The organism is Streptomyces sp. NBC_01508 (assembly GCF_045040315.1).
Classification (GTDB): domain Bacteria; phylum Actinomycetota; class Actinomycetes; order Streptomycetales; family Streptomycetaceae; genus Streptomyces.
The window spans coordinates 5,161,395-5,184,474 of record NZ_CP109419.1 but is presented as its reverse complement, the minus strand read 5'-3'; the positions used below and the strand labels follow the sequence as shown (position 1 = coordinate 5,184,474).

Sequence of the window (23,080 nt, the reverse complement as noted above, 5' to 3'; positions counted from 1 at the left end):
CCTCACGAGGCCGTGCTGATCAGCCCCAGGACGAGGACCAGAGCAGGCCCGACGGTCCTGCGGGTCCTGGCGGTGTGCGCGGGCGGGTAGCCGCGCGGTACGCCCTCGACCAGCATGATCAGGTACAGATAGCAGCGGTAGAGCGCCATGCGCACCCGCGCGGCCTCGTCGAAGCCGGCGTCACCGCCACCCGCCCGGTAGCCGGCCAGCAGGATGTTCCCCTCCCAGGTCGAAGTGCACCAGCGCGGGAACGGTGACCTCGTCCAGGGCAGGGGCCGCGCCCCGTACCGACGTCCGTACGCGCTCAACGGACACCGGCAGCTTGGCCCCGAACCGCTCGGCGTCCGCCAGCACCGCCTGAAGCATCGCGGTGAACGCCTGGCGCCAACTCCCGGCGGTGGCCACGGCGGCGTCAAGGATGGCCGAGAGCCGGGACGCGGTCAGCGCCGACATGTACCGACCCTTCCGATCCGGCCCTAGGAGAACTCTCCACCGGCCTGAATGGCTTCGACTGCCTGCACAGTTTGTGCCGCCGTCGAGCGTACGTCTTCCGAGGAGTCGGTGGCGGCTACCTCTTGCAGGGTGGGGAGAGTGAGTGAATCGCCCGGCCATCCAAAGGCCAGCATCCACAGCGCGCCGTGCCTGACAGCCTCACTGTCGTCGTGGCGGGCGCGCTCCTGTAGAGCATCGCGAGCTTCGTCTGTGGTTTCTGCCGCCCAGAGCCGGAGTGCCCCAAGTCTTAGCTCGGGGTCCTGGTCGGTGGTGGCGCGGTCCTGGATCAGGGCACGGGTCTCCGGGTCGTCGGGCCAGAGCCCTGCCAGCAGCTCCAAAGCCCTGTCGCGGGGGGTCTCGTGGGGGTCGGTGGTGGCACGGTCACGAATCAGCGCACGAATCCCCGGATCACCGGACCAGTGCCGGGCCAACAGCCACAGGGCGGTGGAGCGAGCGGCCCCGTCGGGGTCGGCGGTGACACGGTCACAAACCAGCGCACGAGTCCCCGGATCCTCCGACCAGAGCCCTGCCAACAACCCCAGGGCGGTGGCGCGGGGGTTTCCGTCGGGGTCGGCGGTGACACGGTCACGAATCAGCGCACGAGTCCCCGGATCATTGGGCCAGTGCCGGGCCAACAGCTCCAACGCCCGGAAGCGGGGGGTCCCGTCGGGGTCGGCGGTGACACGGTCGTAGATCAGCGCACGAGTCGCCGGATCACCGGGCCAGCGCCGGGCCAGCACCTCCAACGCGACGTAACGAGCGACCTCGTGGGGGTCAGTAGTGACACGGTCGTAGATCAGGGCACGAGTCCCCGGCTCATTGGGCCAGCGCCGGGCCAACAACCCCAACGCCCTGTAGCGAGCGGTCCCATCGGGGTCGGCGGTGACACGGTCGTGGATCAGCGCACGAATCCCCGGATCACCGGACCAGTGCCGGGCCAACAGCTCCAACGCGACGTAACGAGCGACCCCATCGGGGTCGGCGGTGACACGGTCGTGGATCAGCGCACGAGTCCCCGGATCATTGGGCCAGTGCCGGGCCAACACCTCCAACGCCCTGAAACGAGCGGTCCTGTCGGGGTCGGCGGTGACACGGTCACCAACCAGCGCACGAATCCCCGGATCACCGGACCAGTGCCGGGCCAACACCTCCAACGCGACGTAACGAGCGACCCCATCGGGGTCGGCGGTGACACGGTCGTAGATCAGCGCACGAATCCCCGGATCACCGGACCAGCGCCGGGCCAACAACCCCAAAGCGGCGGAGCGAGCGACCCCATCGGGGTCAGCGGTGACACGGTCACAAACCAGCGCACGAATCCCCGGATCACCGGACCAGCGCCGGGCCAACAACCCCAAAGCGGCGGAGCGAGCGACCCCATCGGGGTCAGCGGTGACACGGTCACAAACCAGCGCACGAATCCCCGGATCACCGGACCAGCGCCGGGCCAGCAAAGCGAGAGCTTCTGCGCGTACGACGGACTCCGGCGCGAATCTCGCGAGCAGTGTGGGGGTTGTGGGGGTCCTGTACAGAGCGCCGGCTACTTTCACCGGCCAGTCGAGGCCCCCCTGGAACTGGCCAAACGTGTGAAACCAGCGCAAGTAGCGGTGGCGCCCGCTCCAGTACTCGCTGAAAGTGGTCAGGGCCGGCAGCGCGGCGCTGAGTGCGGGGTCGCCTTCTTGCGGCGAAGGTCCGCTGACAGCCTGGATGAGGGCATCGACGACAGCATGGCTCTGCGTGGCGAGGGGACCGATCTTGCGTACTTCGGCCAGGGCGCGTACCGCCAGGGCCAGCATGGTGTTGTCCTCGGTGGGCAACTCGCCATGAAGCCGCAGCAGACAGTCGATGGCCGGGCCCGCATCCCGGTCGCTCAACTGGCCGATCACCAGGAGCAGAACCTCGTGCCAGGAGGGGTCTGCCGCGCGGGCCTTGAAGACCTGGTCGATGAGTTCGTCCCGGCTCCATTCACGATCTTCCTTGTACCGGTGGGCAATGTCGGCGGCGGCCAGGTATTCGAGGAACGCTCGGTGGACGAACCCGTAGACCTCACCGCCGTACCTGCTCAGGATGAAGTTCCGTGTCCGCAGCCGGTCCACCATGGCGCGTGCCGCGGCCTTGGCCTTCATCGGCGGGAGTTCGTAGTCCCGCAGGTAGCCGCAGAGGACAGCCTCCAGCTCCCGGACATGAATGTGGTTGCCCGCGATGCCGCTGCTGCCGTTCTGCATGGAGCGTGCCAGCAGGCGCAGCAGTTCGTGCAGTTCTTCGGGAGCCAGGTCTTCCCAGGCTTCCGAACCGGGTTGTCCCTTCAAATGCTTGACGTCCTGATCCAGATGCGCGACCAGGACGGTCACGGCGTGCCGGTACACACCTTGGCGGTCTCGTGGCAGGGTCTGGCGGCGGCCGATGATGGCCAGGATCGTCAGGAGCAGCGGATTGCCCGCCAGTTCACGCACCGGCCGGGAGTGGGATACGGCGTCGGTGACCCGTCGTACCAACTGGGCCACCTGCACGGGGTTGTTGGGGCAGGCGTTGCCGTACCAGAGCCGGGCGAACTCGGCGATCTGCTCCTCGTTCAGGTCTTGCAGCATGTGGTGCTTGAAGTCCGCGCCGTCCAGGGTCGCCCGCTGGTAGCCGATGACGCGCGAGGTGACGACCACGCGGCTGTCCGGGTACCGGGCGGCGAACGCGGCGATGCGCCGTGCGGTCTCCGCTCGTACGCGTGGATCGAACAGCTCGTCCAGACCGTCGAAGACGACCAGCGCCTTTCCGCACCGGAGGCGCTCTTGCAGCACGTCGGCGGGGACCGACATTCCCTCAGTGATGTGCAGATGCTCCAGGAAGTCCTCGAAGGTCCGCTCGCGCCAGCGCTCCTCCGCGTAGAGCCGGAGTTCGATGACCTGGGGCAGCCACCCGTCCAAGGCGGCCAAGGGGCCTTGTGGCTCGGGGCTGGTCAGAGCCAGCGCGAGATAGCGGGCCAGGGTTGACTTCCCCGCGCCCGGGTCCCCCAGCAGCACCACCTTCTTGACCTGCGGGTCGGCCACGATCTCCAGCACATCGGCGGGCGGGCGCTGACGGTACGCCTCACGCACCTGGTGCAGCCGGGCGGAATCGGTCCCCGGGGGAAGGTCGCCGATCTCCAGCAACTCACCTTGTTCCACAAGCCGCTTCATCAGTTCGCGAGGCAACTCGACCTGCGGTGGATCCGCTCGCACCAAAGGGGCGACGAAGACCTCGCGCAACTCCACGACCGGGTGCTCGTTCTGCTCGGACAGCGGCGTCAAGACTTCCAGGTCCAGCCGCCCGTACTGCCCACGGACCCGGCCCGCGTACGCCTCTACCGCCGCCTGCGCCTCCTCGGGCGTGATCTCGGCCGGTTCCGGCGCATGCTGGTGCAGCTCCTGGATGTTCATGACGCCGCTGTTGGCCACGCTACCGTTCCTGGCCTGCGCGGTCCCCGTGTCCGCGGCCTGAACGGTCGGCCTCTTCCCCAACACCACTGTCCGTGCCCCCTAATTGAGCTGGATACCGCTGTTCGCCCCGCTGCCGTCACCGTCCGCCTCGGCATCACCGGTATCCGTGGCACTCGCCTGAACCGGACCACGCGAACCGCTGCGCGTGACACCGGCGTTGGACGCACCGCCGTTACGTGCGGTGCTCCTGCCGGTCCGCGTCACACGGAAGCCGCTGGGCTGCTGCTCCGCACCGCCGATGAGGGCGTAGCCGATCCCGACGACTCCCACGGACGCCCCGACGACACTGGCCACACCGTCGGCGGTCCCGAGGTCCACCACCACCCAGACCACGACCATCGCCACGATCAACGCGCACGAACCGGCGATCAGCGCTGCTCTCTTCCATCCCCGCATGGGCGAATCCTCACGCAATACACCACGCATGTCACGCCGTTGATGCCGTTGTGGGACTACCAACCGCGCAACGCACCCAGCACCCGTTCCATGAGAGCGACGTCGGCCAACAACTCGGCGCCGGCCTCCGGTCCCAGCGGCGCCACTGCGCCGGGCGGCGGTTCCGGAGCGTCGGGCAAGGTCAGTTCGGCCCAGACGACTTTTCCTCCGGCCCGGGGCCGGCAGACGCCCCAGCGTGTCGCCAGCGCCGCGACGAGCCGAAGTCCCCGCCCCGCCTCGTCCTCCGCATCCGCGTGGGCCACCTCGGGAACACCCGGAGCGCCGTCCCACACCTCGACGTACAAACTCCGTTCGGCCAACCGGAGTTGGACGGCCACGAGGTCCGCCCCTCGGATCGCGTTCGTGACCAGTTCGGACGACACGAGCAGCGCGTCGTCCAAGACACCCACCGCTCCCCACGAACGCAGCGTCGCCGCCGTGAACGCCCTCGCGCGCCCCACGGATTCCGGTACGGCCACGAGTACGAGCCGGTCCCCGGCGCACTGTCGCGACACGGCGCTACGCACCGGCCGCCGCGCACTCGTCCAGGGCGTGCACGCACACCTCGACGCCGAATTCGAGCCGGTCGAGCAGGGCGTCACGCAGGGGGCCGCTCTCCGCGAGATGGGAGAGGGACGGCACCAGCACATGGCGCGCTCCGGTGTGGCGGAGGGCGTCGACCAGTTCGTTGAAGGCGTCGAGCGCTCCGCAGACGAACTCGTGGTGGATGGCGACCAGTTGAAGGCCGCACTCCTCGGCGAAGCGCTTCATGTCGCGTTCTTGCGCGTACGCCGCACGCTCGGCCGCGTCGGAGAGGACGCGGAGATATCCGTAGGCCATGCATGGCTCGCCTGTCAGGGAGTTCATGACGTTTTCCTCCGGTGGGGGGTCGTGCCCGCAGGGGTGGGCAACGGCGATCGCCATCCATGGCGGTAACCGTTGGTCATGCGATGACCACTGCGAGTACTATGCCCAGTGCGGCGCTCGAAGTGTCAAGTACCCACTTCCAGGAGTCGCGGTAGAACATGGTCGATACAATGTTCGAGCGGCGTACTTGGCCTGCGTGAACGAGTGAGGGAGGCGCATCAGCGTGACCATCAACAACAACCCGACGATCCGTCAGAGGCGTTTGGCGCGAATGCTTCGCGAGTTGCGGACGGCCGCCGGCCTGACGCACGCGGACGCGTGCCAGGTGCTCGAATCGGCCGAATCCAAGCTGGGACGCATCGAGAACGCCCAGTCCAACATCCGACTCCCCGACCTGCGCGCCCTGTTGGACGCGTACGGCATCACCGACCCCGCCCAGCGCCAGGAGATCGAACTCCTGTCACGCGAGTCCAAGAAGAAGGGCTGGTGGTCGCGGTACGCCGAGACGGTGGACTCTTCCTATGCCGCGTACGTCAGCGTCGAGTGGGACACGACCAAGCTCTACAACGTACAGACCAATCTGATTCCCGGCCTGCTGCAAATTCCTGAGTACACCCGCGCGTTGATCGAATTGCAGGCGCCCGACGCCACGGCGGAGCACGTCGAGACACAGATCGACGTACGGCATGAGCGCCGCGCCATCCTGAGCCGGGAGAACCCGCTCCAACTGTGGGTCATCATCGCGGAGAACGTGCTGTACCACCGGGTCGGCGGCCCCACCACGATGAAATCCCAACTGAAGAGTCTGGTCGAGGCGAGCCGCGAGCCACATGTCCAACTCCAGGTGCTGCCGCGCGAAGACCCCATGAACGCCTGCCTGTTCGGCCCGTTCGTCATCATGGGCTTCGCGACGTCCGCCGAGACCGACATCATCTACGCGGAATCACCCACGAGTACCGTGTACTACGAAGAAGAAGCCGACGTGGAGACGTACACGACACTGTTCAGGCGGCTCAACGTCGCTGCGGCGAACGCCAGTCAGTCGCGGAAGCTCATCATGAACGCCATAAGGGAAATGGAATAGACGATGAAGCCACACATCGGGGCTGCTCCGACAGCGGGACCGGTCTGGATCAAGTCCTCGTACTCCGGCAACAACGGAGACTGCGTGGAAGTGGCCGCCCTGCCCGACGGAAACCGCCTGCTGCGCGACAGCAAGCAGCCCCACGGCCCCGCTCTCGCCTTCACCGCAGGGCCATTCGACTCGTTCATGCGCGACGTCATATCCGACGGGTTCACCGCACGGTAGCCAACGAGCGCCCAACCACCGCCGTGGTTGGGCGCTCCGCGCGGTCAACCGAAGGCGTGGTTCACAGACCTGACAGACCTATACGGGAAGCTGCCAACTCGGGCCCTGGGGCGAGCCGATCCAGACCGTCTGAGAGTCGGGCGTCGCTGTCATGCCGAACTCGGAGAGGTCTGCCGCACCTGCTTGTTGCCACTGCGCCAGTGCGTCTTCGACTTGGTCCCACAGCCGCAGAGGCCCGTGCTGGTGCACAATCCATCCGCCGCCCTTCGGTTCTGTCCACGCCTGTGACCCGGTGGCGACGTCGCGGAGGATGATGCCGGAACCGGTTTCCATCAGCTCGGCGGACGGAGCTGAGAGCTGGGCGACGAACCGCGCTTCCCACTGCTCCAGAAGCGCCGGGTCCACGCGGGTGGGAGTGGTGTCGCCGTCGATCTTGAAGAACAGCGGGGACGGCGGGCGCTCGTGCGGGCGGGCGAGCATGTATGTGATGTTGTCCGCGGTGAAACGCCCGTGGGCGGTTCCCTCGTCGTCGAGGACGAGACGGATCAGACCGGCCACCTGCATCCAGCCGCAGATCGTGGTGGTGATGGATCCACCGTCGTTGAGTTGCCAGAACCACTGCGGGGGGATGTATCGCACGGAGCAGGTGGCGGTCACCGCGTCGTAGTCGGCGTGCTCTCCGCAACCGCGGAGGCCGTCTCCCACGGCGAGGGTCGGCGTGTACCCGGCGGCTCGCAGGTGAGCGGCGGCGGTGGCGGCCAGCCCCGCGTCGTACTCGACGCTGACGACGTTCTCGGCTCCGAGCCGGTGACACAGGACAGCCGTGGAGTAGCCACTGCCTGTGCCTACCTCAAGGACGCGTTGCCCGGGTTGGAGATCAGCCACCTGGGCTGTGCGCACCACGAGCGAGGGCAGTGTGGCCGAAGATGTGGGGCTCCCGGTGATCGGGCCGTCGACGTCGGCCACGTCCCGTCCGTCGACCTGGGTCACCCACGTCGAGTCGGTGTAGACCATCCCCAGCCACTCGGCGTCGCCGCTCTCGGCCCGGCGTACGGGCGTCCAACCAGTCCCGACGTGGCGGAAGAAGGCGTCGTCCACGAACAGCTCCCGGGGAACGGCCGCGACGGCGTCACGCCAGGAGGGATCGAGCGTGGGGTTGCCGGCCGCGATCTCGTCGGCGAGGGCGAGACGTAGTGCGGCGGGGTCAGCGGGCATGGTGCTCTCCTGCGTGCTGGAGCCGGTCGGCGACGGCCGTGACGATCCTGTCGGTGACAGGAGTCGGAAACCAGGCGAATTGCCCGTTCGGGTTGCACTCGTACAGCCAGATCCGGCCCTCGTGATCGACGCCGAAGTCGAAGGCACCGAAGACCAGCCCGAACGTGTCGAGGTAGTTCCGGATGCTCTTGACCAGAGACGGCGGCGGGTCGATGAGCGTGTACGACAACTGTCGTAGAGGCGACGCCAGTCCAGGCCGGGCGAGCCGTCGATCCGGACGCCGAACACCTCGTCGCCGACGGCCGTCACCCGCAGGTCCGCGACGGAGGCCACCCGCTTCTGGAACAGGTGCATGGTCAGCCCGACCGTGCCGGTCAGGTCTGCCGGGTGTACTTCCTCGACCCACACGGTCAGGGCACGGCCGTCGGCGTCGTGGTAGTCGGTGTTCCGCAGCGGTTTGTAGATCACGGGGCCGTGCTCGCGGGTGAACTTCCGTGCCTCGTCCACGTCGTTGGTCAGCAGCGTGGGCGGGATGCCGAACCCGCATGCGGCTGCGGCGGCGAGTTGCGCGGGCTTGTACTAGGCGTCTCGGATTCGCCACGGATGGTTGACGTAGTGGGCGCCGGGCAGCGCGGCGAGAATGCCGCCGAGGCCGTAGCGGGCCTCCTCTCGGCACCACCGCCCGGTCTGCTCATCCGGACCGGGCGGTGGTGCGTACGGCCGAGGGCGCCGCCAGTACACGGATCGGACGTCGCCGAGGTCTGCGACGGAGTGGCGGTTCGTGCCACACCCTCAAGCCCGCCTTGTCCGAGGCGGGCGGTGACGGTGAGGTCGGTGGGGAAATCTCCGGGGTCAAGTCGTACGACGGGGACACGCCGGTGATTCAGCTCCTCGATGACCATGTCCGCCGTCGCGTCGTCCGCCTGTGTGACGACGAGAACGGATCCGCTGGTCAATCGGTGTCGCCTTCCTGGTCGCTGCCCTGATCAGGGTTGCCGTCCAAACTCGTCTTCGTCGAGGTCTCCTTGTTCGTCTCGGACCGCTTGTGTCGCGCCGTCGCAGGCAGGATCTCCCCGTCCGAGCCGACCCATCGGCCAGTCTGTGTGACCGGATCGACGGTCGCCGTCCCGGCCGGCAGAGTGACGGCCTCGGGGTAGCGCCTCATACGGGTCAGGCCCCAGGGGACGGTGGTGAGCACGCGCACCTCCATCGTTGTGACCGTTGAGGGCCATTATGTTCCTTGGGCGAATCCCTTGGTTACATCACAACAGGCCGATTCCTTGGCCAAACTGGCGCTCCGCACGCAACAGCACCTTGTCCGCTCGACGGCGACACGATCACCGGCGTGCGCACTACTCTGCCGAGAGATGGGTCTCCTGAGCGTAGGGAAGCACGATGGACGACGAGCCGTTGTCGGACTGGGCGGAGCGCCGGGACGCGAAGATCGGACGGCTTCGAGCCGTGCCGCTGGTGTCCGATGACGGCCTGAAGGGATCACACCTGAACCCCGACGCGCCCCGTGTCATCCAGCGGTGGAACGGCTTCGCCTGGGAATCGCACGGGACCGTGGTGAACCTCGCCGCTGCCCAACGCCTCCTGCACCCCCGCGACGAGGAACCGCCGACGGTGGCAACCCCCGAGTCTCAGCCTCTCAGTGCCGGCCGAGGCAGGCACCGCAAGCCCCGGCCGGGTGAGTGAGCGCCGACAGAGAGATGGGCCGGCCCCGGTGCGCAGGTCGTCCAGGATCGCGGCGATGTCGTCGGCGCGCACGTCAAGGGTGCGGATGGTGGACATGATCGAACCCGTCCTTGCCTGGGAGCCTGGAGATACTCGGTGACAGGTGACAGGTGACAGGTGACAGGTGACAGGTGAGACCCTGCCGCCCGCCGAACTCATCGCTTCCCGACTACCGCGCGCCGTCCTGCGTCGGCTCCCCTTCCGGCTCCCCCGCCAGCGCCCTCCGCAGTCCCACGTTCGCCGACAGGATCCCCCCGTCCACCGGCAGCGTCACCCCCGTGATCCAGCCCGCGTCCGACGACGCCAGGAACGCCACCGCCGACGCGACGTCGTCCGGCAGGCCCACCCGGCCCGCCGGGTAGTGGGACGCCGCGCGTTCCAGGTTGGTCTCGCGGCCACGCCAGGCCTCCGTGTGGATCGTGCCGGGGGCGACGAGGTTGACGCGGACCCCGCGCGGCGCCGCGTGGCCGGCCAGGGTGCGGGTCAGGCTCGCGAGGCCCGCCTTGGCCGCGCTGTAGGCGTGGTTGCCGAAGTCCTGTTCGCCGTTGACCGAGCCGATGCTCACGATCGCGCCGCGCCCCGACGCCGCCAGGTGCGGCAGCGCCGCCCGCGCGCAGCGGAAGGCGCCGGTCAGGGTGAGATCGAGGTCGCGGGCCCAGTGTTCGTCCGGTTCGTCCTCGAAGAGCGGGACGTCCGGTGTACAGGAGTACGCGTTGTTCACCAGGACGTCGAGCGTGCCGAAGCGCTCGACGGCGTACGCGACGGCCGCCTCGACCGACGCGCGGTCGCCCACGTCGCACCCGTACGGCTCCGCGCCGTCGATCAACTCCGCGGCGCGCGACGCCCGTTCGACGTCCACGTCGGTGATCAGCACCCGCGCGCCCTCGGCGGCCAGCCGCCGGGCTGTCGCCTCGCCGACGCCGCGCCCGGCACCGGTGATCAGTGCACCGTGATTCTCGAATCGCCTCATGCGCCGATCATGACGCCAACCTGACCGCTCGCACCAGAGCCTGCGCCCGGGGGTCCGCCGTCACGCCCTTGCGCATCCCGTTGGTGACGTAGCCGAAGGCGATGCCCGACTCGGGGTCCGCGAAGCCGAGCGAGCCGCCGCTTCCGGGGTGTCCGAAGGAGCCGGGGCCGAGCAGCGGCGTGCCCGCGCCGTGCAGCATGAAGCCGAGGCCGAAGCGGGTGGGGACGGCCAACACCCGGTCGGGGCCCGCCGATTCCTCGGTGCGGGCGGCCGTCAGCGTCGCCGGCGCGAACAGCCGGTCGCCGCCCCGGTAGCCGTGTCCGGGGCCGTCCACCGGGCCGATCATCGCCGCGTAGCAGCGGGCCAGCGCCCGCGCGGTGGAGATGCCGCCGCTCGCGGGGAGTTCGGCGGCGCGGTAGGCGGCGCTGTTCAGGTCCGGCGGGGGATCGATCGCGTCGAACGCCCGCCGGGTGAGCGAGCGCGGGTTCTTGTACGCCTCCAAGACTGAGCGCTTCAGGCGCACGCGCAGTTCGCCACCGCCGCCCGCGGGCTCCTCGATCCGCCCGATACGGCCCACCCGGTGCGCCTCATCGGCGGGCAGCCCGATCCAGAAGTCCAGGCCGAGCGGGCGGGCGATCTCGTCGGCGATCCAGCGGCCGACCGAGCGTCCGGTGACGCGTTTCACCAGTTCGGCGACGAGCCAGCCGTAGGTGTGCGCGTGGTAGCCGTGGTCGGTGCCCGGCTCCCACAGGGGCCGCTGCGCGGCGAGCGCGCGGGCGCCCGACTCGCCGTCGAGCGCTTCGGCGGGGCCGAGCGGCCGGTCGAGGACGGGCAGGCCCGCGCGGTGCGACAACAGGTGCCGTACGAGCACCCGTTCCTTGCCCGCGGCCTTGAACTCGGGCCAGTACGTGCCCACCGGCGCGTCCAGGTCGATCCGCCCGCGCTGGTGCAGCAGAAGCGGTACGGCGGCGGCCACGCCCTTCGTCGCGGAGTGCACGATCTGCGCGGTGTCCACGGCCCACGGCTCCGCGCCGTCGACGTCGCGCGTGCCGGCCCACAGGTCGACGACCTTGTGCCCGTCCCGGTACACGGCGACGGCCGCGCCCCGCTCACCGCGCTCCCGGAAGTTGCGTACGAACGCGTCCTTGACGGGTTCGAAGCCCGCGGCCACCGTGCCCTGGACGTCTGCGACGCCTACCATCCCGCTCATGCCTCCATGGTGCACGGTTCGCGGCGCCGCCGGGGCCACGGGGCTCAGCGCGACGGTGCCGCCGGCGCCGAAGGGACCGACGCGGGGTCGAAACCGAACGGCAGCTCCAGCCGGTGCGCGCCCATCAACTCCGCGTCGCCGAGCAGCTGCCGCGTCGGCCCGTCCGCCGCGATGACGCCCTCGCTGAGGATCACCGCGCGTGGGCAGAGTTCCAGCGCGTACGGCAGGTCGTGCGTGACCATCAGCACGGTGATGTCCAACGCCCGCAGGATGTCGGCGAGTTCACGGCGCGACGCCGGATCGAGGTTGGACGAGGGCTCGTCCAGTACGAGGATCTCCGGCTCCATCGCCAGGACCGTGGCGACGGCGACCCGGCGGCGCTGCCCGAAGGACAGATGGTGTGGCGGCCGGTCCGCGTAATCGGCCATGCCGACCTGGGTGAGCGCGGCGACGACCCTGGCCTGAAGCTCCGGGCCGCGCAGTCCGGACGTGGCGGGGCCGAAGGCCACGTCCTCGCGGACCGTGGGCATGAACAGCTGGTCGTCCGGGTCCTGGAAGACGATGCCGACGCGGCGGCGGATCTCGGCGAGATGCCGTTTCGCGACGGGCAGCCCGGCGACGGTGACGGACCCGGCGCCCGCCGTGTGGATGCCGTTGAGGTGCAGGACGAGGGTGGTCTTGCCCGCCCCGTTGGGGCCGAGCAGGGCGACCCGCTCCCCGCGCTCGACGGTCAGGTCGACGCCGAAGAGGGCCTGGTGGCCGTCGGGGTACGCGTAGGCGAGCCCGCGTACGTCGAGGGACGGGGGCGGCTGTTCCCGGGACCGCGTACTCATAGTGTCCAGCCGAGCAGACAGACCGCGAGCGCCGAGAGCGGGAGTGCGGCGGCGGACGTCCACTGCGCGCGGGAGGCCGTCATCTCGTCGATGACCGGCATCGTGCCCGTGTAGCCGCGGCTCATCATCGCCAGATGCACCCGCTCGCCGCGTTCGTAGGAGCGGATGAACAGCGCGCCGGCGGATTTGCCGAGCACCCCCCAGTGCCGTACGCCGCGCGCCTCGAACCCGCGCGAGCGGCGGGCGATCGACATCCGGCGCAGCTCGTCGCCGATCACGTCGCCGTAGCGGATCATGAAGGACGCGATCTGGACGAGCATCGGCGGGAGCTTGAGCCGTCGCAACCCCAGCAGCAGGGCGCGCAGTTCGGTGGTGGAGGCGAGGAGTACGGAGGCGGCGACGCCCAGCGTGCCCTTGGCCAGCACGTTCCAGGCGCCCCACAGGCCGGGGACGCTCAACGACAGCCCGAGGAAGGAGACTTGGTCGCCGGGCACCACGAACGGCATCAGGAAGGCGAAGGCCACGAACGGGACCTCGATCAGCATCCGCCGCAGCAGGAAGCCGGCCGGGACGCGGGCGAGCGCGGCGACGGCGGCGAGCAGCGCGGCGTACAGGCCGAAGGCCCACACCGCCTCGCGCGGGGTGGCGACCACGACGAGCACGAAGCACAGGACGGCGGCGAGCTTGCAGTGCGGCGGCAGCGTGTGGACGGGCGAGTGTCCCTGCCGGTAGAGCTGGTGGGCGTGGCCCGCGCCCATGTCAGGCCCGCTCGGGGGAGGCGCCCGGGGACCCGGCGGACGTGCTGACCGTCGTACGGCGCCGGTGGACCACGTAGAAGATCCCGCTGCCCACGACGACCGTCGCGCCGACGCCGATGACGCCCGCGAGGCCGCCGGAGAGCCGGGTGTTGGAGATGTTCTCGATGCCGTAGTCGGCGAGCGGCGAGTCGGCGGCGGCGTGCGCGTGCTCATCGACCTTCTCGTCGAAGCCCTTGTCGGCGGCGACCTTCTCCAGGCCGTCGGGGTTGGCGGAGGCGTAGAAGGAGACGACGCCGGCCAGCAGGAGGGCGGTGCCGAGACCGGCCACCAGCAGCCTGCGCGGCGAGCGCGCGGAGACCGAAGCGGCGGGCGCGGGGCTGGGCGCCGGGGCGTCCACCAGCTCGCCGTCCACCCGCAGCTTGAGCGGCGCGGCGAGCCCGAGCGCCCCGTGGACCAGGTCCGGGCGTACGGCGATGACCGCCCCGACCGTCAGCGCGGTGATCGCGGCCTCGCCGATGCCGATGAGCACGTGCACGCCGACCATCGCGGTGAGCACCTTGCCGATCGGGATGTCCGTGGTCCCGCCGATCGCGTAGAGGAGGGTGAAGGCCGCCGCCGCGGCGGGGACGGACACCAGCGCGGCGACGAACGCGGACACGGTCACCGACCGGCGTTTGCGCGGCAGGATCCGCAGCAGGCCGTGGAAGATCGAGTACGAGACGATCACCGTCACGACGCCCATGACCGTGATGTTCACGCCGAGCGCGGTGAGTCCGCCGTCGGCGAAGAGGATGCCCTGCATCAGCAGGACGACGGCGATACAGAGCACCCCGGTGAAGGGGCCGACGAGTATCGCCGCCAGCGCCCCGCCGAGCAGATGCCCGCTGGTGCCGGCGGCGACGGGGAAGTTCAGCATCTGTACGGCGAAGACGAAGGCGGCGACGAGGCCCGCGAGGGGCGCGGTGCGCTCCGCGCCGTGGCCCTCGGCGAGCGGTCCGTCGCCCAGCTCGCGGCGGGCGCCGCGCAGGCTGACCGCCACGGCACCGGCCGCGACGACGCCGGCGGCGGCCGACACCGGCAGGTTGATCATTCCGTCGGGGACATGCATGGGCGGGCTCCGCTTCCGGCAGGCGTGACGAACCGCTCCAAATGAACCGCTCGGAGTGAGCCGTTCGCATAGATAGTCCTCTCTTGCGAACGAGTTGCAAGAGCGCCTGCCATGCGAACCGGTGTACGGACACCGAACGGCGCGGAAAGTTTGGGGATTCCGGGACACACGGCGTTAAATATCGGATAAAAGGTATGTTGTGCTGTAAAGCGCCATGAACTACATCGAATGCCGCATAGGAGCGAAGCGATGTCAGCCGTCGTCGAGCAGCCCGCCAAGGTCCGTCTCATCACGGACGCCCCCCACCACGGGCGCCTGTCGGTCACCCTCCGCTACGACAGCGCCGACCCCCTCGCCGTACGCGTCGCCTTCCCCGCCGAGGTGTCCCGCGACGACGGCGAGGTGCTGTGGGCCTTCGCCCGCGAGCTGCTCGAAGCGGGCCTGCGCACCCCCTCCGGCGACGGGGCCGTACGCGTCTGGCCCTGCGGCCGGGCCCAGACGATGCTCGAATTCCACTCGCCGGACGGTGTGGCGCTGGTCCAGTTCGACACGGCCGCGCTGCGCCGGTTCCTGCGGCTGACGCACGAGACGGTCCCGGTCGGCGAGGAGCGCTACCCACTGCGCGCCAAGCGCGGCCTGGACCGCCTGCTGCACCACACGAACTGAGCCCACACCGACTGAGCCGGCGCGAAGCCCACACGAACCCGAGCCCGGACGGGCCGCCGCACACGCGGCCCGTCCGGGCTCGGTCAAGGAGAGGTCGAGGAGAGGTCGGGGAGAGGTCGGGGGAGACCCGGCCTCAGACCCGTACCAGCTCCTTCTCGGAGCCCGGACCCGACTCCGGGCCGGACCCCGCCCCGTCCGACTCCTTCTCCAGCATCTTCCGCAACTGCTCCCCCTCCACGTCCACGTTCGGCAGCACCCGGTCCAGCCAGCGCGGCAGCCACCACGCCTTGTTGCCGAGCAGCGCGAGCACCGCCGGGACGATGGCCATCCGGACCACGAACGCGTCGAAGAAGACCGCGATGGCCAGCGAGAAGCCGATCATCTTGATCATGGAATCGCCGGAGCCGATGAACCCCGCGAAGACCGCCATCATGATCACCGCGGCGGCGGTGACGACCCGCGCCCCGTGCCGGAAGCCCGTGACGATCGCCTGTCCCGGCCGCTCCCCGTGGACGTACGCCTCGCGCATCCGCGTGACCAGGAAGACCTCGTAGTCCATGGCGAGACCGAAGACCACACCCACCATGAAGATCGGCATCATCGACATGATCGGACCGGTCTGCTCGACGCCGAACAGGCCCCCGAGCCAGCCCCACTGGAAGACCGCGACCACCGCGCCGAGCGCGGCGACGACCGACAGCAGGAAGCCGAGCGCCGCCTTGAGCGGTACCAGGATCGACCGGAAGACGAGCATCAGCAGCAGGAACGCCAGACCCACGACGAGCGCGAGGTAGGGCAGCAGCGCGTCGTTCATCTTCTCGGAGAAGTCGGTGTTCATCGCGGTGGCGCCGGTCACCAGGACCTTCGCCTCGCTGCCGACGGCGATCTCACCGCCCGCGTCGCGGATGTCGTGGACCAGGTTCTCCGTCTCCACCGACGAGGGGCGGTCCTTCGGGACGACCGTGATCGTCGCCGTGTCGCCGGCCTTGTTGTACGTGGCGGGGGTGACGGCGGCGACGCCCTTCAGCTCCTTCACCGCGTCGGTGACCTGACCGGCGGTCTGCTTGGCGTTGTCGTCGCCCTTGCCGTCCACGACGACCACCAGCGGGCCGTTGAAGCCGGGGCCGAAGCCGTCGGAGAGCAGGTCGTACGCCTTGCGCTGGGTAGTGCTCGTCGGCTGCGAACCGTCGTCGGGCAGACCCATCTCCAGCGAGGCCGCCGGGACGGCGATGACGCCGAGGCCGACAACTCCCGCGAGGAGTACGGCGACGGGCCTGCGCAGCACGAAACGGGCCCAGCGGGTGCCCATGTTGGGCTTGCCCTCGGCCACCTTGCCGTCGGCCGAGGCCGCCCGCTCCCGGTCCTGCCTGGCGCGCAGCTTCTTGCCCTGCACGCGCCTGCCCGCGAATCCCAGCACGGCCGGGACGAGCGTGAGCGCGATCAGGACGGCGATGACGACCGTACCGGCCGCCGCGACGCCCATCTTGGTGAGCATCGGGATGTTGACGACGGAGAGCCCGACGAGCGCGATGACGACGGTGAGACCGGCGAAGACGACCGCGGATCCCGCCGTCCCGGCCGCCCGCCCGGCGGCTTCCTCGGGTTCACGCCCCTCCGCCAGCTCCGCCCGGTAGCGGGAGACGATGAACAGGGCGTAGTCGATGCCGACGGCGAGGCCGATCATCGTGGCGAGAATGCCGGTGGTGGAGCCGAGATCCATCACACTGGCCAGCGCGGTGATGGTCGAGATGCCGATCCCGACGCCGATGAGCGCGGTGAGCAGCGGCAGTCCCGCCGCGATCAGCGAGCCGAAGGTGATGACGAGCACCACGGCGGCCACGGAGACGCCGATGATCTCGGTGGCCCCGGTCTCCGGTACGGCCTGGAGCGCGTCCCCGCCGATCTCGACCGTCAGGCCCGCGTCCCGCGCGTCGCCCCCGGTCTCCTCCAGCGCCTTACGGGTCTCCTCGGTCAGCTCCATCGAGCTGACCTTGTAGGTGACCGACACGTAGGCCGTCGAACCGTTCTGCGAGACGGCCTTGGCCGTGTACGGGTCGGTGACCCGCGCGACCTGGTCCGAGCCGGCCGGCAACTCGTCGACGATCTTCTCGACCTCGGCCTTGTTGGCGGCGGAGGTCATCTTCTCGCCGTCCGGCGCCTTGAAGACGACGCGGGCGGTCGCTCCGTCGGCGCTGCCGCCGGGGAAGCGCTCCTCAAGCAGGTCGAAGGCCTTCTGGGCCTCCGTCCCCGGAATGGAGAAGGAGCTGGATGTCGCGGTGGACGCGGATGCCGCGCCGACGCCGGCCAGGGCCAGCAGCGCCACCCATACGAGGGCGACGAGATTTCGGCGCCGGAAGGCGAACCGTCCGAGTTTGTAGAGAAACGTGGCCACGAGGCGTACTCCCGGTCTGGGCGTGGATCAAGGGCATGGGGAGCCGGCCGACGGCGCGAGAGCGACACGCGTCAGATGCTGGTGCCGGAAAGGGCACCGGGTAGCGCTGGGGAACCCCGGAGGTGGGCGAGCGGCCCAGGGGGTGCTGCGGGGAGAGTCAGACGCCGAGAGCGGGGAGGAGCACGGCGTCGATGTAGTCGCGGAGGAACGCCTGGTCGACCGAGCGGTCCTCGACGAGCTGCCGGGCGACGAAGGCGCCGACCAGCATGTGGGTGACGTACTTCAGCGCGGGTCGGTCCGCGCTGATCTCGCCCCGGTCCACGGCACGGCTCAGGAAGACGCCGAGCCCGTTGAGTTCGGGCTCGATGAGCAGTTCGCGCAGCGCGAGGTGGAGATCGGGGTTGTTGTGGACGGCAAGGGCCAGGCCCCGCATCAGCGCGGAGTCCCGCTCCATCTGACAGTCGTCGGCCATCGACACCATGGCGTGGAAGTCCCCGCGCAGCGAGCCGGTGTCGATCTGTGCGACATCGGTCGGCTTGTTGTGCCGCAGGGCTCGTGCGACCAGCTCCGGCTTGCTCCCCCACTGGCGGTAGAGGGTGGCCTTGCTGGAGTGGGTGCGGCCGGCGACGGCGTCCATGGTGAGGGCGTCGTAGCCGACCTCGCGCAGCAGGTCGAGCACGGCTGAGTACAGCTCGCTCTCGCGCTCCGGCGTGAGCCTGGTGCGTGCCATGGTCGACCTCCCGTCAAGGAGTCAAGGTACCGAACGAAACGGTTTCGTACAGTACGAAGATAACCCCGCCTTCATCGAAACGGCAACGTTTCGCTTGTGGGCTCCGCCACAAAGAGAACACGCCCGCCGAACACATCCGGCCAACCGGCCTCCGCCCACGAGTTGCCCCGCCCCTGCCGCACGGAAAGCATTGGGGGGTGAGTGACGACGTCGCGTATCTCCGCTATCCGCATCTGCACGACGACTTGCTGTGCTTCGCCGCCGAGGACGACCTCTGGGTCGCCCCCCTCTCGTCGGCCAGGCACCGCCCGGACCGCGCGTGGCGGGTGACCGTCGACCGCACCAGAGTGGGGCATCCGCGGTTCTCGCCCGACGGCTCCCAGATCGCCTACACGAGCTGGCGCAGCCTGGATCCCGAGATCCATCTGGCGCCGGTGGCCGGCGGCCCGTCCCGCCGGCTCGGCTACTGGGGCTCCACCGACACCCGCGTCTGCGGCTGGACGCCGCCCGACAAGGACGGCGCGGCGCAGATCCTCGCCGTCTCCTCGCACGGCCAGCCGTTCTCCTACTACTCCTGGGCCTACAGCGTCCCCACCGACGGCTCCCCCGGCGGCAAACTCCCCTGGGGCCCGGTCGCCGACATCGCGGTCGCCGACATCGAGGGCGAGCGGCGCACCCTGCTGCTCACCGGGAAGCCGCCGCACGAGCCGGCCGCCTGGAAGCGGTACCGGGGCGGGGCCACCGGGCGGCTGTGGCTGCACGGCGAGCGGCTGCTGGCGGATCTGCCCGGCCATCTCGACTGCCCGATGTTCGTCGACGGGCGCATCGCCTTCCTCTCCGACCACGAGGGCGTCGGCAATCTCTACTCGACGCTCCCCGACGGCACCGACCTGCGCCGGCACACCGACCACGACGCGTTCTACGCCCGCCACGCGTCGTCCGACGGGCGCCGGGTCGTCTACCAGTGCGCGGGCGATCTGTGGCTGGTCGACTCGCTGGCGCCCGACGCGGTGCCGCGCAAGCTGTCGGTACGGCTCGGCGGCCCGCGCACCGGGCGACGCTGCTACCAGGTCCCGGCCGCCCACCACGTGGACGCGATCTCCGTGGACACCACGGGCCGGGCCAGCGCCGTCTCCGTACGCGGCAGCCTGTACTGGCTCACCCACCGCGACGGCCCGGCCCGCACCATCGCGGACACGCCGGGGGTACGGGTCCGGCTCCCCGAGATGCTGGGCAGCGGCGGCAAGGTCGCCTATGTCACCGACGCGGACGGCGAGGACGCGATCGAGATCGCCCAGCTGCCCCGCGCGAGCGGCGACCGGCCGCCGGTACGGCTCGCCTCCGGGCTGCTGGGGCGCGTGCACGAGCTGATCGCCGACCCGGACGGCGAACGGCTGGCGCTGACCACGCACGACGGAAGGCTGCTGATACTGACGGTCCCTGACGAATCGTCAGAGTCTGTCGACCCGGGCTCGCCCGAACCCGATTCCAAATCCGAATCCGAATCCGATTCCGATTCCGACTCCGATTCCGATTCCGACTCCGATTCCGACGACGTCACCGAACTCATCCGCTCCGTCAACGGCCCCGTCACCGACCTCGCGTTCTCCCCCGACGGCGACTGGCTGGCCTGGTCCCACCCCGGCGTCGGCCGCTCGCTGCGCCAGATCAAGATGGCGCGGATCGCCGACCGTACGATCGTCGACGTCACCAACGGCCGCTTCGAGGACGAGAATCCGGTCTTCACCCGGGACGGCCGATATCTCGCCTTTCTTTCCTGGCGCGGCTTCGACCCCGTGTACGACGTACACACCGGCGACCTCTCCTTCCCGCTGGGCTGCCGCCCCTATCTCGTGCCACTGTCCTCGGCGACCCCGTCGCCGTTCGCGCTGTCCCCGGACGGCCGTCCGGCCGCCGGCGGACTCGACCCGGTGCCGGTCGCGGTGTCCGACGGCACGACTCCGGTGCCCGACGGGACGGTCACGGTCGAGGTCGAAGGGCTCGCGAGCCGCGTCACGCCGTTCCCCGTCTCCGCCTCCAAGTACTCGGCCCTGCGACCCGTCAGCGGCGGCGGCCTGGTCTGGCTGCGCTGGCCGATCTCCGGCGCGCTCGGCGAGACGTTCGCCAACCCCGCCGACACCTCGGGACGGCCGACCCTCGAACACTTCGACATCACCAAGGCGCGCAAGAGCGAACTCGTCGACCACCTCGACTGGTTCGCGCTCAGCGGGGACGGCTCACGCCTGGTGGTCGTGGACGACGACGAACTGCGCGCCGTGCCCGCCAACGAGCCAGGCGACAACGACTCGACCGTCCAGCTCGACCTGCGCCGCATCCTGCACGAGGTCGAGCCGGCGGCCGAATGGCGCCAGGCGTACGGGGAGGCGGGCCGCATCATCCGCGCGTACTTCTGGGAACCCGACATGTGCGGCATCGACTGGGACGCGATCCTCGACCAGTACCGCCCGCTGGTCGAACGCGTCGCCACCCCCGACGATTTCGCCGATCTGCTGCGCGAGGCGCTGGGCGAACTGGGCACCTCGCACGCGTATGTCACCCCCGCCCGCCGCAACGAGGGACCGCCGCACTACCAGCGCGCCATGGGCCTGCTCGGCGCCAACCTCGTCTGCCGGGACGGCGAATGGCTCGTCAAGCGCATCCTGCCCGGCGAGTCCTCGGACTCCAAGGCCCGTTCCCCGCTGGCCGGTACGGGCATCCGCGAGGGCGCGGTCCTCACCCATGTCGACGGCCGGCCCGTCGACCCGGTGACCGGCCCCTACCCGCTGCTGTCCGCCGCCGGCGGCACGACGGTCGAGCTGACGTTCCGCCCCGCCGAGGATCTGTCAACGGCCAACGGCGGTACCCGGCAGGGCAGTTCACGGCGCGTCGCGGTCGTCCCGCTCGTCGACGAACGGCCGCTGCGCTACCAGGACTGGGTGGCCAAACGCCGCGAGGTCGTCCGCGAGATGAGCGGCGGCAAATGCGGCTACCTCCACATCCCCGACATGGGCGGCTCCGGCTGGGCGCAGTTCAACCGGGACCTGCGGCTGGAGGTGTCCCGGCCCGCGCTGATCGTGGACGTACGCGGCAACGCGGGCGGCCACATCAGCGAACTCGTCGTGGAGAAACTGACCCGGCGCATCCTCGGCTGGGACCTGACGCGCAACGCCCAGGCGGTCAGTTACGCCTCCAACGCCCCGCGCGGCCCGGTCGTCGCGATCGCCGACGAGGCCACCTCGTCCGACGGCGACATGATCACCGCCGCGTTCCGGCTGCTGAAGCTGGGCCCGGTGGTCGGCCAGCGCACCTGGGGCGGCGTGGTCGGCATGACCGGCAGACACCGGCTGGGCGACGGCACGGTGATCACGGTGCCGATGAACGCGGCCTGGTTCGACACGTACGGCTGGTCGGTCGAGAACCACGGCGTGGAGCCGGACATCGAGGCGCTGCGCACCCCGCTGGACTGGGCGGAGGGCCGGCACGCGCAATTGGACGACGCGGTGTGGGTGGCGCTGGAGCTCCTGACAAAACAGCCCGCGGCAACCCCACCGGGCTACGCGGACGTCCCGGACCGCCGCCGCCCCCTGCTACCGCCGCGAAGCTAGGGCTTGTTCCGCGTCCTCAATCGCCGGACGGGCTCGATTCGAGCCCGACCGGAGGTTGCGGTGCGGGGCGGCCCGCCGGGGTTGGTTCCTGCCGATGGGCGGGCGTTCATCGGCAGGCGAAGACGCGTGGCGATGGTCTGATACCGCTGGGAGGACCGCTGGTCAACGCCACCGCTCGTGCCATTTCTTGTCGGCTTCGAGAGACCTGCGCCGACGGCGCCCTATCCAGGCTGCGGCGAGCCCCACCGAAAGCGTCAGCGCGCCCAGACCGTAAGCGAGGATCCTGAAGTCCCAGCCTCTGCCCCGGACCTGCTCGTCCTTCAGCGTCTCGTAGGACCTGCCACTGGTGACCGTCCCATCCCGCAGCTGGTCGCAGACCACCGATGCCGATGGGCGTGACCACAAACATCCTGATCGTGCCGTACGCCGGACGCCGGACACGACGCGCCTCGCGTCGACCCGAAGGGCGGCACCGAACCCCGAGGCACCGCTGAACGAAGAACTCCGTAGGCTCACACGCCACCACCAGGCAAGATGGATCCGGTGAAGGATCTACCACCCGGCCTCCCGCCGGCAGACTCGCGTAAATGGCACAGTCGCAGATGGTGGGACCAACTGGGGTATCTGCGTGTGCGTTCCCTGGCGAACCCGAGTTGGGCCAGGGACATACCGTGGCTGATCGCGTGGCTGCGACGCGAGCGCTCGACCGCCCTCCCAACAGATCACGCCCTCTACGACATCGCGATCACCGCAGCTCAGACCTATGCACGGACGCGCGATCGGTCCCCGGAAGCGGACCGCGCGTGGGATCGGGTTCTCGAACCGATCGATGAGTTGCTGACGCGGCGGCAAGCAAGGCACCTTGATGAACTCCACAAGGCTCAAGCCGAGCAACGCAACCCAGGTTCGTGACGTCGCCCAGAGGAAGCCCGTCCGGCGATTGAGGGGCACCCGCCCCGCCCCGCACCCGGCCCCGCACTGAGCGGCGCACAGAGCAGCGCACCCGGCGCCAAGGCACCGGGTGCGCCGACCCGCCAACTACCCGCTCAGGCGTCGTAGTTGTCGTCGAAGCGGTCCCGCGCGTCCTGCGCCCGCTGACGCGCCTGACCCTGCTCGTCCCGCGCCCCGTCCTCGCCCTGCGGGGAACGCTCCGACGCCTCGTCCTTCTTGTCGGCCATCTTCTTCTTCGCCTGGTCGGCGAGCGACTGCGACTTGTCCTTGAACTGGTCCGCGATACCCATGAGAGATCCGCTCCTGGAAGTCCGGTGAGGCCCGTGGATGAG

General features: G+C 69.8%; 23 protein-coding genes. 5 read left to right on the top strand and 18 right to left on the bottom strand.

Annotated elements, in window-relative coordinates:
• Positions 1–2: 2 nt before the first annotated feature.
• The 6 genes from OG700_RS24200 to OG700_RS24175 form a co-directional block, all read right to left on the bottom strand.
• Positions 3–155 carry a hypothetical protein gene (locus OG700_RS24200; protein ID WP_405616923.1) on the bottom strand — a complete coding sequence of 51 codons (153 nt, stop codon included), beginning with the start codon at positions 153–155 and terminating at the stop codon, positions 3–5.
• 25 nt (positions 156–180) lie between these two features.
• A complete protein-coding gene (locus OG700_RS24195; protein ID WP_405616921.1) occupies positions 181–453 on the bottom strand; it encodes a hypothetical protein in 273 nt (90 codons plus the stop codon).
• Positions 454–476: 23 nt separating this feature from the next.
• Positions 477–3,920 (bottom strand): HEAT repeat domain-containing protein, encoded by a 3,444-nt coding sequence (locus tag OG700_RS24190; protein ID WP_405616919.1) that lies wholly within the window; start codon positions 3,918–3,920, stop codon positions 477–479.
• Positions 3,921–4,001: 81 nt separating this feature from the next.
• On the bottom strand, positions 4,002–4,358 hold the full coding sequence (locus OG700_RS24185) for a hypothetical protein (RefSeq protein ID WP_405616917.1): 357 nt from the start codon (positions 4,356–4,358) through the stop codon (positions 4,002–4,004).
• A gap of 56 nt (positions 4,359–4,414) precedes the next feature.
• On the bottom strand, positions 4,415–4,912 hold the full coding sequence (locus OG700_RS24180) for an ATP-binding protein (protein WP_405616915.1): 498 nt from the start codon (positions 4,910–4,912) through the stop codon (positions 4,415–4,417).
• Between the two features lie 4 nt (positions 4,913–4,916).
• The gene (locus OG700_RS24175) at positions 4,917–5,264 is read right to left on the bottom strand and encodes a recombinase family protein (protein WP_405616913.1); all 348 of its coding nucleotides are present in this window, start codon (positions 5,262–5,264) and stop codon (positions 4,917–4,919) included.
• A 223-nt stretch (positions 5,265–5,487) separates the two neighbouring features.
• On the opposite strand from OG700_RS24175, the gene OG700_RS24170 reads away from it, so the two are divergent.
• Together OG700_RS24170 and OG700_RS24165 are read left to right on the top strand one after the other, a co-directional pair.
• Positions 5,488–6,348 (top strand): helix-turn-helix domain-containing protein, encoded by an 861-nt coding sequence (locus OG700_RS24170; protein WP_405616911.1) that lies wholly within the window; start codon positions 5,488–5,490, stop codon positions 6,346–6,348.
• A gap of 3 nt (positions 6,349–6,351) precedes the next feature.
• Complete coding sequence (locus OG700_RS24165) at positions 6,352–6,573, top strand: DUF397 domain-containing protein (RefSeq protein ID WP_405616909.1); 222 nt, start codon at positions 6,352–6,354, stop codon at positions 6,571–6,573.
• A 78-nt stretch (positions 6,574–6,651) separates the two neighbouring features.
• Here the strand turns inward: OG700_RS24165 and tgmC are convergent, their stop codons facing one another.
• The 3 genes from tgmC to tgmA all read right to left on the bottom strand — a co-directional run bounded on the left by tgmC (position 6,652) and on the right by tgmA (position 8,998).
• Positions 6,652–7,788, bottom strand: coding sequence for an ATP-grasp peptide maturase system methyltransferase (gene tgmC / locus OG700_RS24160; protein ID WP_405616907.1), 1,137 nt, complete (start codon positions 7,786–7,788; stop codon positions 6,652–6,654).
• Positions 7,778–8,017 carry a hypothetical protein gene (locus OG700_RS24155; RefSeq protein ID WP_405616905.1) on the bottom strand — a complete coding sequence of 80 codons (240 nt, stop codon included), beginning with the start codon at positions 8,015–8,017 and terminating at the stop codon, positions 7,778–7,780. The genes tgmC and OG700_RS24155 overlap by 11 nt, the downstream gene beginning before the upstream one ends.
• A gap of 723 nt (positions 8,018–8,740) precedes the next feature.
• Entirely contained in the window at positions 8,741–8,998 is a 258-nt protein-coding gene (tgmA, locus tag OG700_RS24150; RefSeq protein ID WP_405616903.1) for a putative ATP-grasp-modified RiPP, read from the bottom strand.
• A gap of 185 nt (positions 8,999–9,183) precedes the next feature.
• Between tgmA and OG700_RS24145 the strand changes: the two genes are divergently transcribed.
• Positions 9,184–9,486 carry a DUF6087 family protein gene (locus OG700_RS24145; RefSeq protein ID WP_405616901.1) on the top strand — a complete coding sequence of 101 codons (303 nt, stop codon included), beginning with the start codon at positions 9,184–9,186 and terminating at the stop codon, positions 9,484–9,486.
• Positions 9,487–9,694: 208 nt separating this feature from the next.
• Here OG700_RS24145 and OG700_RS24140 read toward each other — a convergent pair whose 3' ends face one another.
• From OG700_RS24140 to OG700_RS24120, 5 genes are read right to left on the bottom strand one after another with little or no spacing between them, the layout of a single operon-like run.
• Positions 9,695–10,495 (bottom strand): SDR family NAD(P)-dependent oxidoreductase, encoded by an 801-nt coding sequence (locus OG700_RS24140; protein WP_405616899.1) that lies wholly within the window; start codon positions 10,493–10,495, stop codon positions 9,695–9,697.
• 7 nt (positions 10,496–10,502) lie between these two features.
• Complete coding sequence (locus tag OG700_RS24135) at positions 10,503–11,705, bottom strand: serine hydrolase domain-containing protein (RefSeq protein WP_405616897.1); 1,203 nt, start codon at positions 11,703–11,705, stop codon at positions 10,503–10,505.
• Positions 11,706–11,749: 44 nt separating this feature from the next.
• The gene (locus OG700_RS24130) at positions 11,750–12,538 is read right to left on the bottom strand and encodes an energy-coupling factor ABC transporter ATP-binding protein (protein ID WP_405616895.1); all 789 of its coding nucleotides are present in this window, start codon (positions 12,536–12,538) and stop codon (positions 11,750–11,752) included.
• The gene (gene cbiQ / locus OG700_RS24125; protein WP_405616893.1) at positions 12,535–13,296 is read right to left on the bottom strand and encodes a cobalt ECF transporter T component CbiQ; all 762 of its coding nucleotides are present in this window, start codon (positions 13,294–13,296) and stop codon (positions 12,535–12,537) included. Before cbiQ ends, OG700_RS24130 begins: the two co-directional genes overlap by 4 nt.
• 1 nt (position 13,297) lies before the next feature.
• Positions 13,298–14,404 carry an energy-coupling factor ABC transporter permease gene (locus OG700_RS24120; RefSeq protein WP_405616891.1) on the bottom strand — a complete coding sequence of 369 codons (1,107 nt, stop codon included), beginning with the start codon at positions 14,402–14,404 and terminating at the stop codon, positions 13,298–13,300.
• 249 nt (positions 14,405–14,653) lie between these two features.
• On the opposite strand from OG700_RS24120, the gene OG700_RS24115 reads away from it, so the two are divergent.
• Positions 14,654–15,070 (top strand): SsgA family sporulation/cell division regulator, encoded by a 417-nt coding sequence (locus OG700_RS24115; RefSeq protein WP_405616888.1) that lies wholly within the window; start codon positions 14,654–14,656, stop codon positions 15,068–15,070.
• Between the two features lie 133 nt (positions 15,071–15,203).
• Here OG700_RS24115 and OG700_RS24110 read toward each other — a convergent pair whose 3' ends face one another.
• Entirely contained in the window at positions 15,204–17,462 is a 2,259-nt protein-coding gene (locus OG700_RS24110; RefSeq protein ID WP_405616886.1) for an MMPL family transporter, read from the bottom strand.
• 157 nt (positions 17,463–17,619) lie between these two features.
• Positions 17,620–18,192, bottom strand: a complete 573-nt coding sequence (locus OG700_RS24105; RefSeq protein ID WP_405616884.1) for a TetR/AcrR family transcriptional regulator — start codon at positions 18,190–18,192, stop codon at positions 17,620–17,622.
• A gap of 197 nt (positions 18,193–18,389) precedes the next feature.
• Here OG700_RS24105 and OG700_RS24100 point away from each other — a divergent pair, with 197 nt between their 5' ends.
• Complete coding sequence (locus OG700_RS24100) at positions 18,390–21,797, top strand: S41 family peptidase (protein WP_405616882.1); 3,408 nt, start codon at positions 18,390–18,392, stop codon at positions 21,795–21,797.
• A 162-nt stretch (positions 21,798–21,959) separates the two neighbouring features.
• On the opposite strand, the gene OG700_RS24095 is transcribed toward OG700_RS24100, so the two are convergent.
• Positions 21,960–22,178, bottom strand: coding sequence for a hypothetical protein (locus OG700_RS24095; RefSeq protein WP_405616880.1), 219 nt, complete (start codon positions 22,176–22,178; stop codon positions 21,960–21,962).
• Positions 22,179–22,843: 665 nt separating this feature from the next.
• Positions 22,844–23,038: a hypothetical protein gene (locus tag OG700_RS24090; protein ID WP_405616878.1), complete on the bottom strand. Its 195-nt coding sequence runs from the start codon at positions 23,036–23,038 to the stop codon at positions 22,844–22,846.
• Positions 23,039–23,080 lie beyond the last annotated feature (42 nt).

Bases quoted from the DNA above. Each gene is read 5' to 3' on its own strand.
- OG700_RS24195 (WP_405616921.1), bottom strand. From the start codon at position 453: ATGTCGGCGCTGACCGCGTCCCGGCTCTCGGCCATCCTTGACGCCGCC.
- OG700_RS24185 (WP_405616917.1), bottom strand. From the start codon at position 4,358: ATGCGGGGATGGAAGAGAGCAGCGCTGATCGCCGGTTCGTGCGCGTTG.
- OG700_RS24175 (WP_405616913.1), bottom strand. From the start codon at position 5,264: ATGAACTCCCTGACAGGCGAGCCATGCATGGCCTACGGATATCTCCGC.
- OG700_RS24165 (WP_405616909.1), top strand. From the start codon at position 6,352: ATGAAGCCACACATCGGGGCTGCTCCGACAGCGGGACCGGTCTGGATC.
- tgmC (WP_405616907.1), bottom strand. From the start codon at position 7,788: ATGCCCGCTGACCCCGCCGCACTACGTCTCGCCCTCGCCGACGAGATC.
- tgmA (WP_405616903.1), bottom strand. From the start codon at position 8,998: ATGGAGGTGCGCGTGCTCACCACCGTCCCCTGGGGCCTGACCCGTATG.
- OG700_RS24145 (WP_405616901.1), top strand. From the start codon at position 9,184: ATGGACGACGAGCCGTTGTCGGACTGGGCGGAGCGCCGGGACGCGAAG.
- OG700_RS24140 (WP_405616899.1), bottom strand. From the start codon at position 10,495: ATGAGGCGATTCGAGAATCACGGTGCACTGATCACCGGTGCCGGGCGC.
- OG700_RS24135 (WP_405616897.1), bottom strand. From the start codon at position 11,705: ATGAGCGGGATGGTAGGCGTCGCAGACGTCCAGGGCACGGTGGCCGCG.
- OG700_RS24130 (WP_405616895.1), bottom strand. From the start codon at position 12,538: ATGAGTACGCGGTCCCGGGAACAGCCGCCCCCGTCCCTCGACGTACGC.
- cbiQ (WP_405616893.1), bottom strand. From the start codon at position 13,296: ATGGGCGCGGGCCACGCCCACCAGCTCTACCGGCAGGGACACTCGCCC.
- OG700_RS24120 (WP_405616891.1), bottom strand. From the start codon at position 14,404: ATGCATGTCCCCGACGGAATGATCAACCTGCCGGTGTCGGCCGCCGCC.
- OG700_RS24115 (WP_405616888.1), top strand. From the start codon at position 14,654: ATGTCAGCCGTCGTCGAGCAGCCCGCCAAGGTCCGTCTCATCACGGAC.
- OG700_RS24105 (WP_405616884.1), bottom strand. From the start codon at position 18,192: ATGGCACGCACCAGGCTCACGCCGGAGCGCGAGAGCGAGCTGTACTCA.
- OG700_RS24090 (WP_405616878.1), bottom strand. From the start codon at position 23,038: ATGGGTATCGCGGACCAGTTCAAGGACAAGTCGCAGTCGCTCGCCGAC.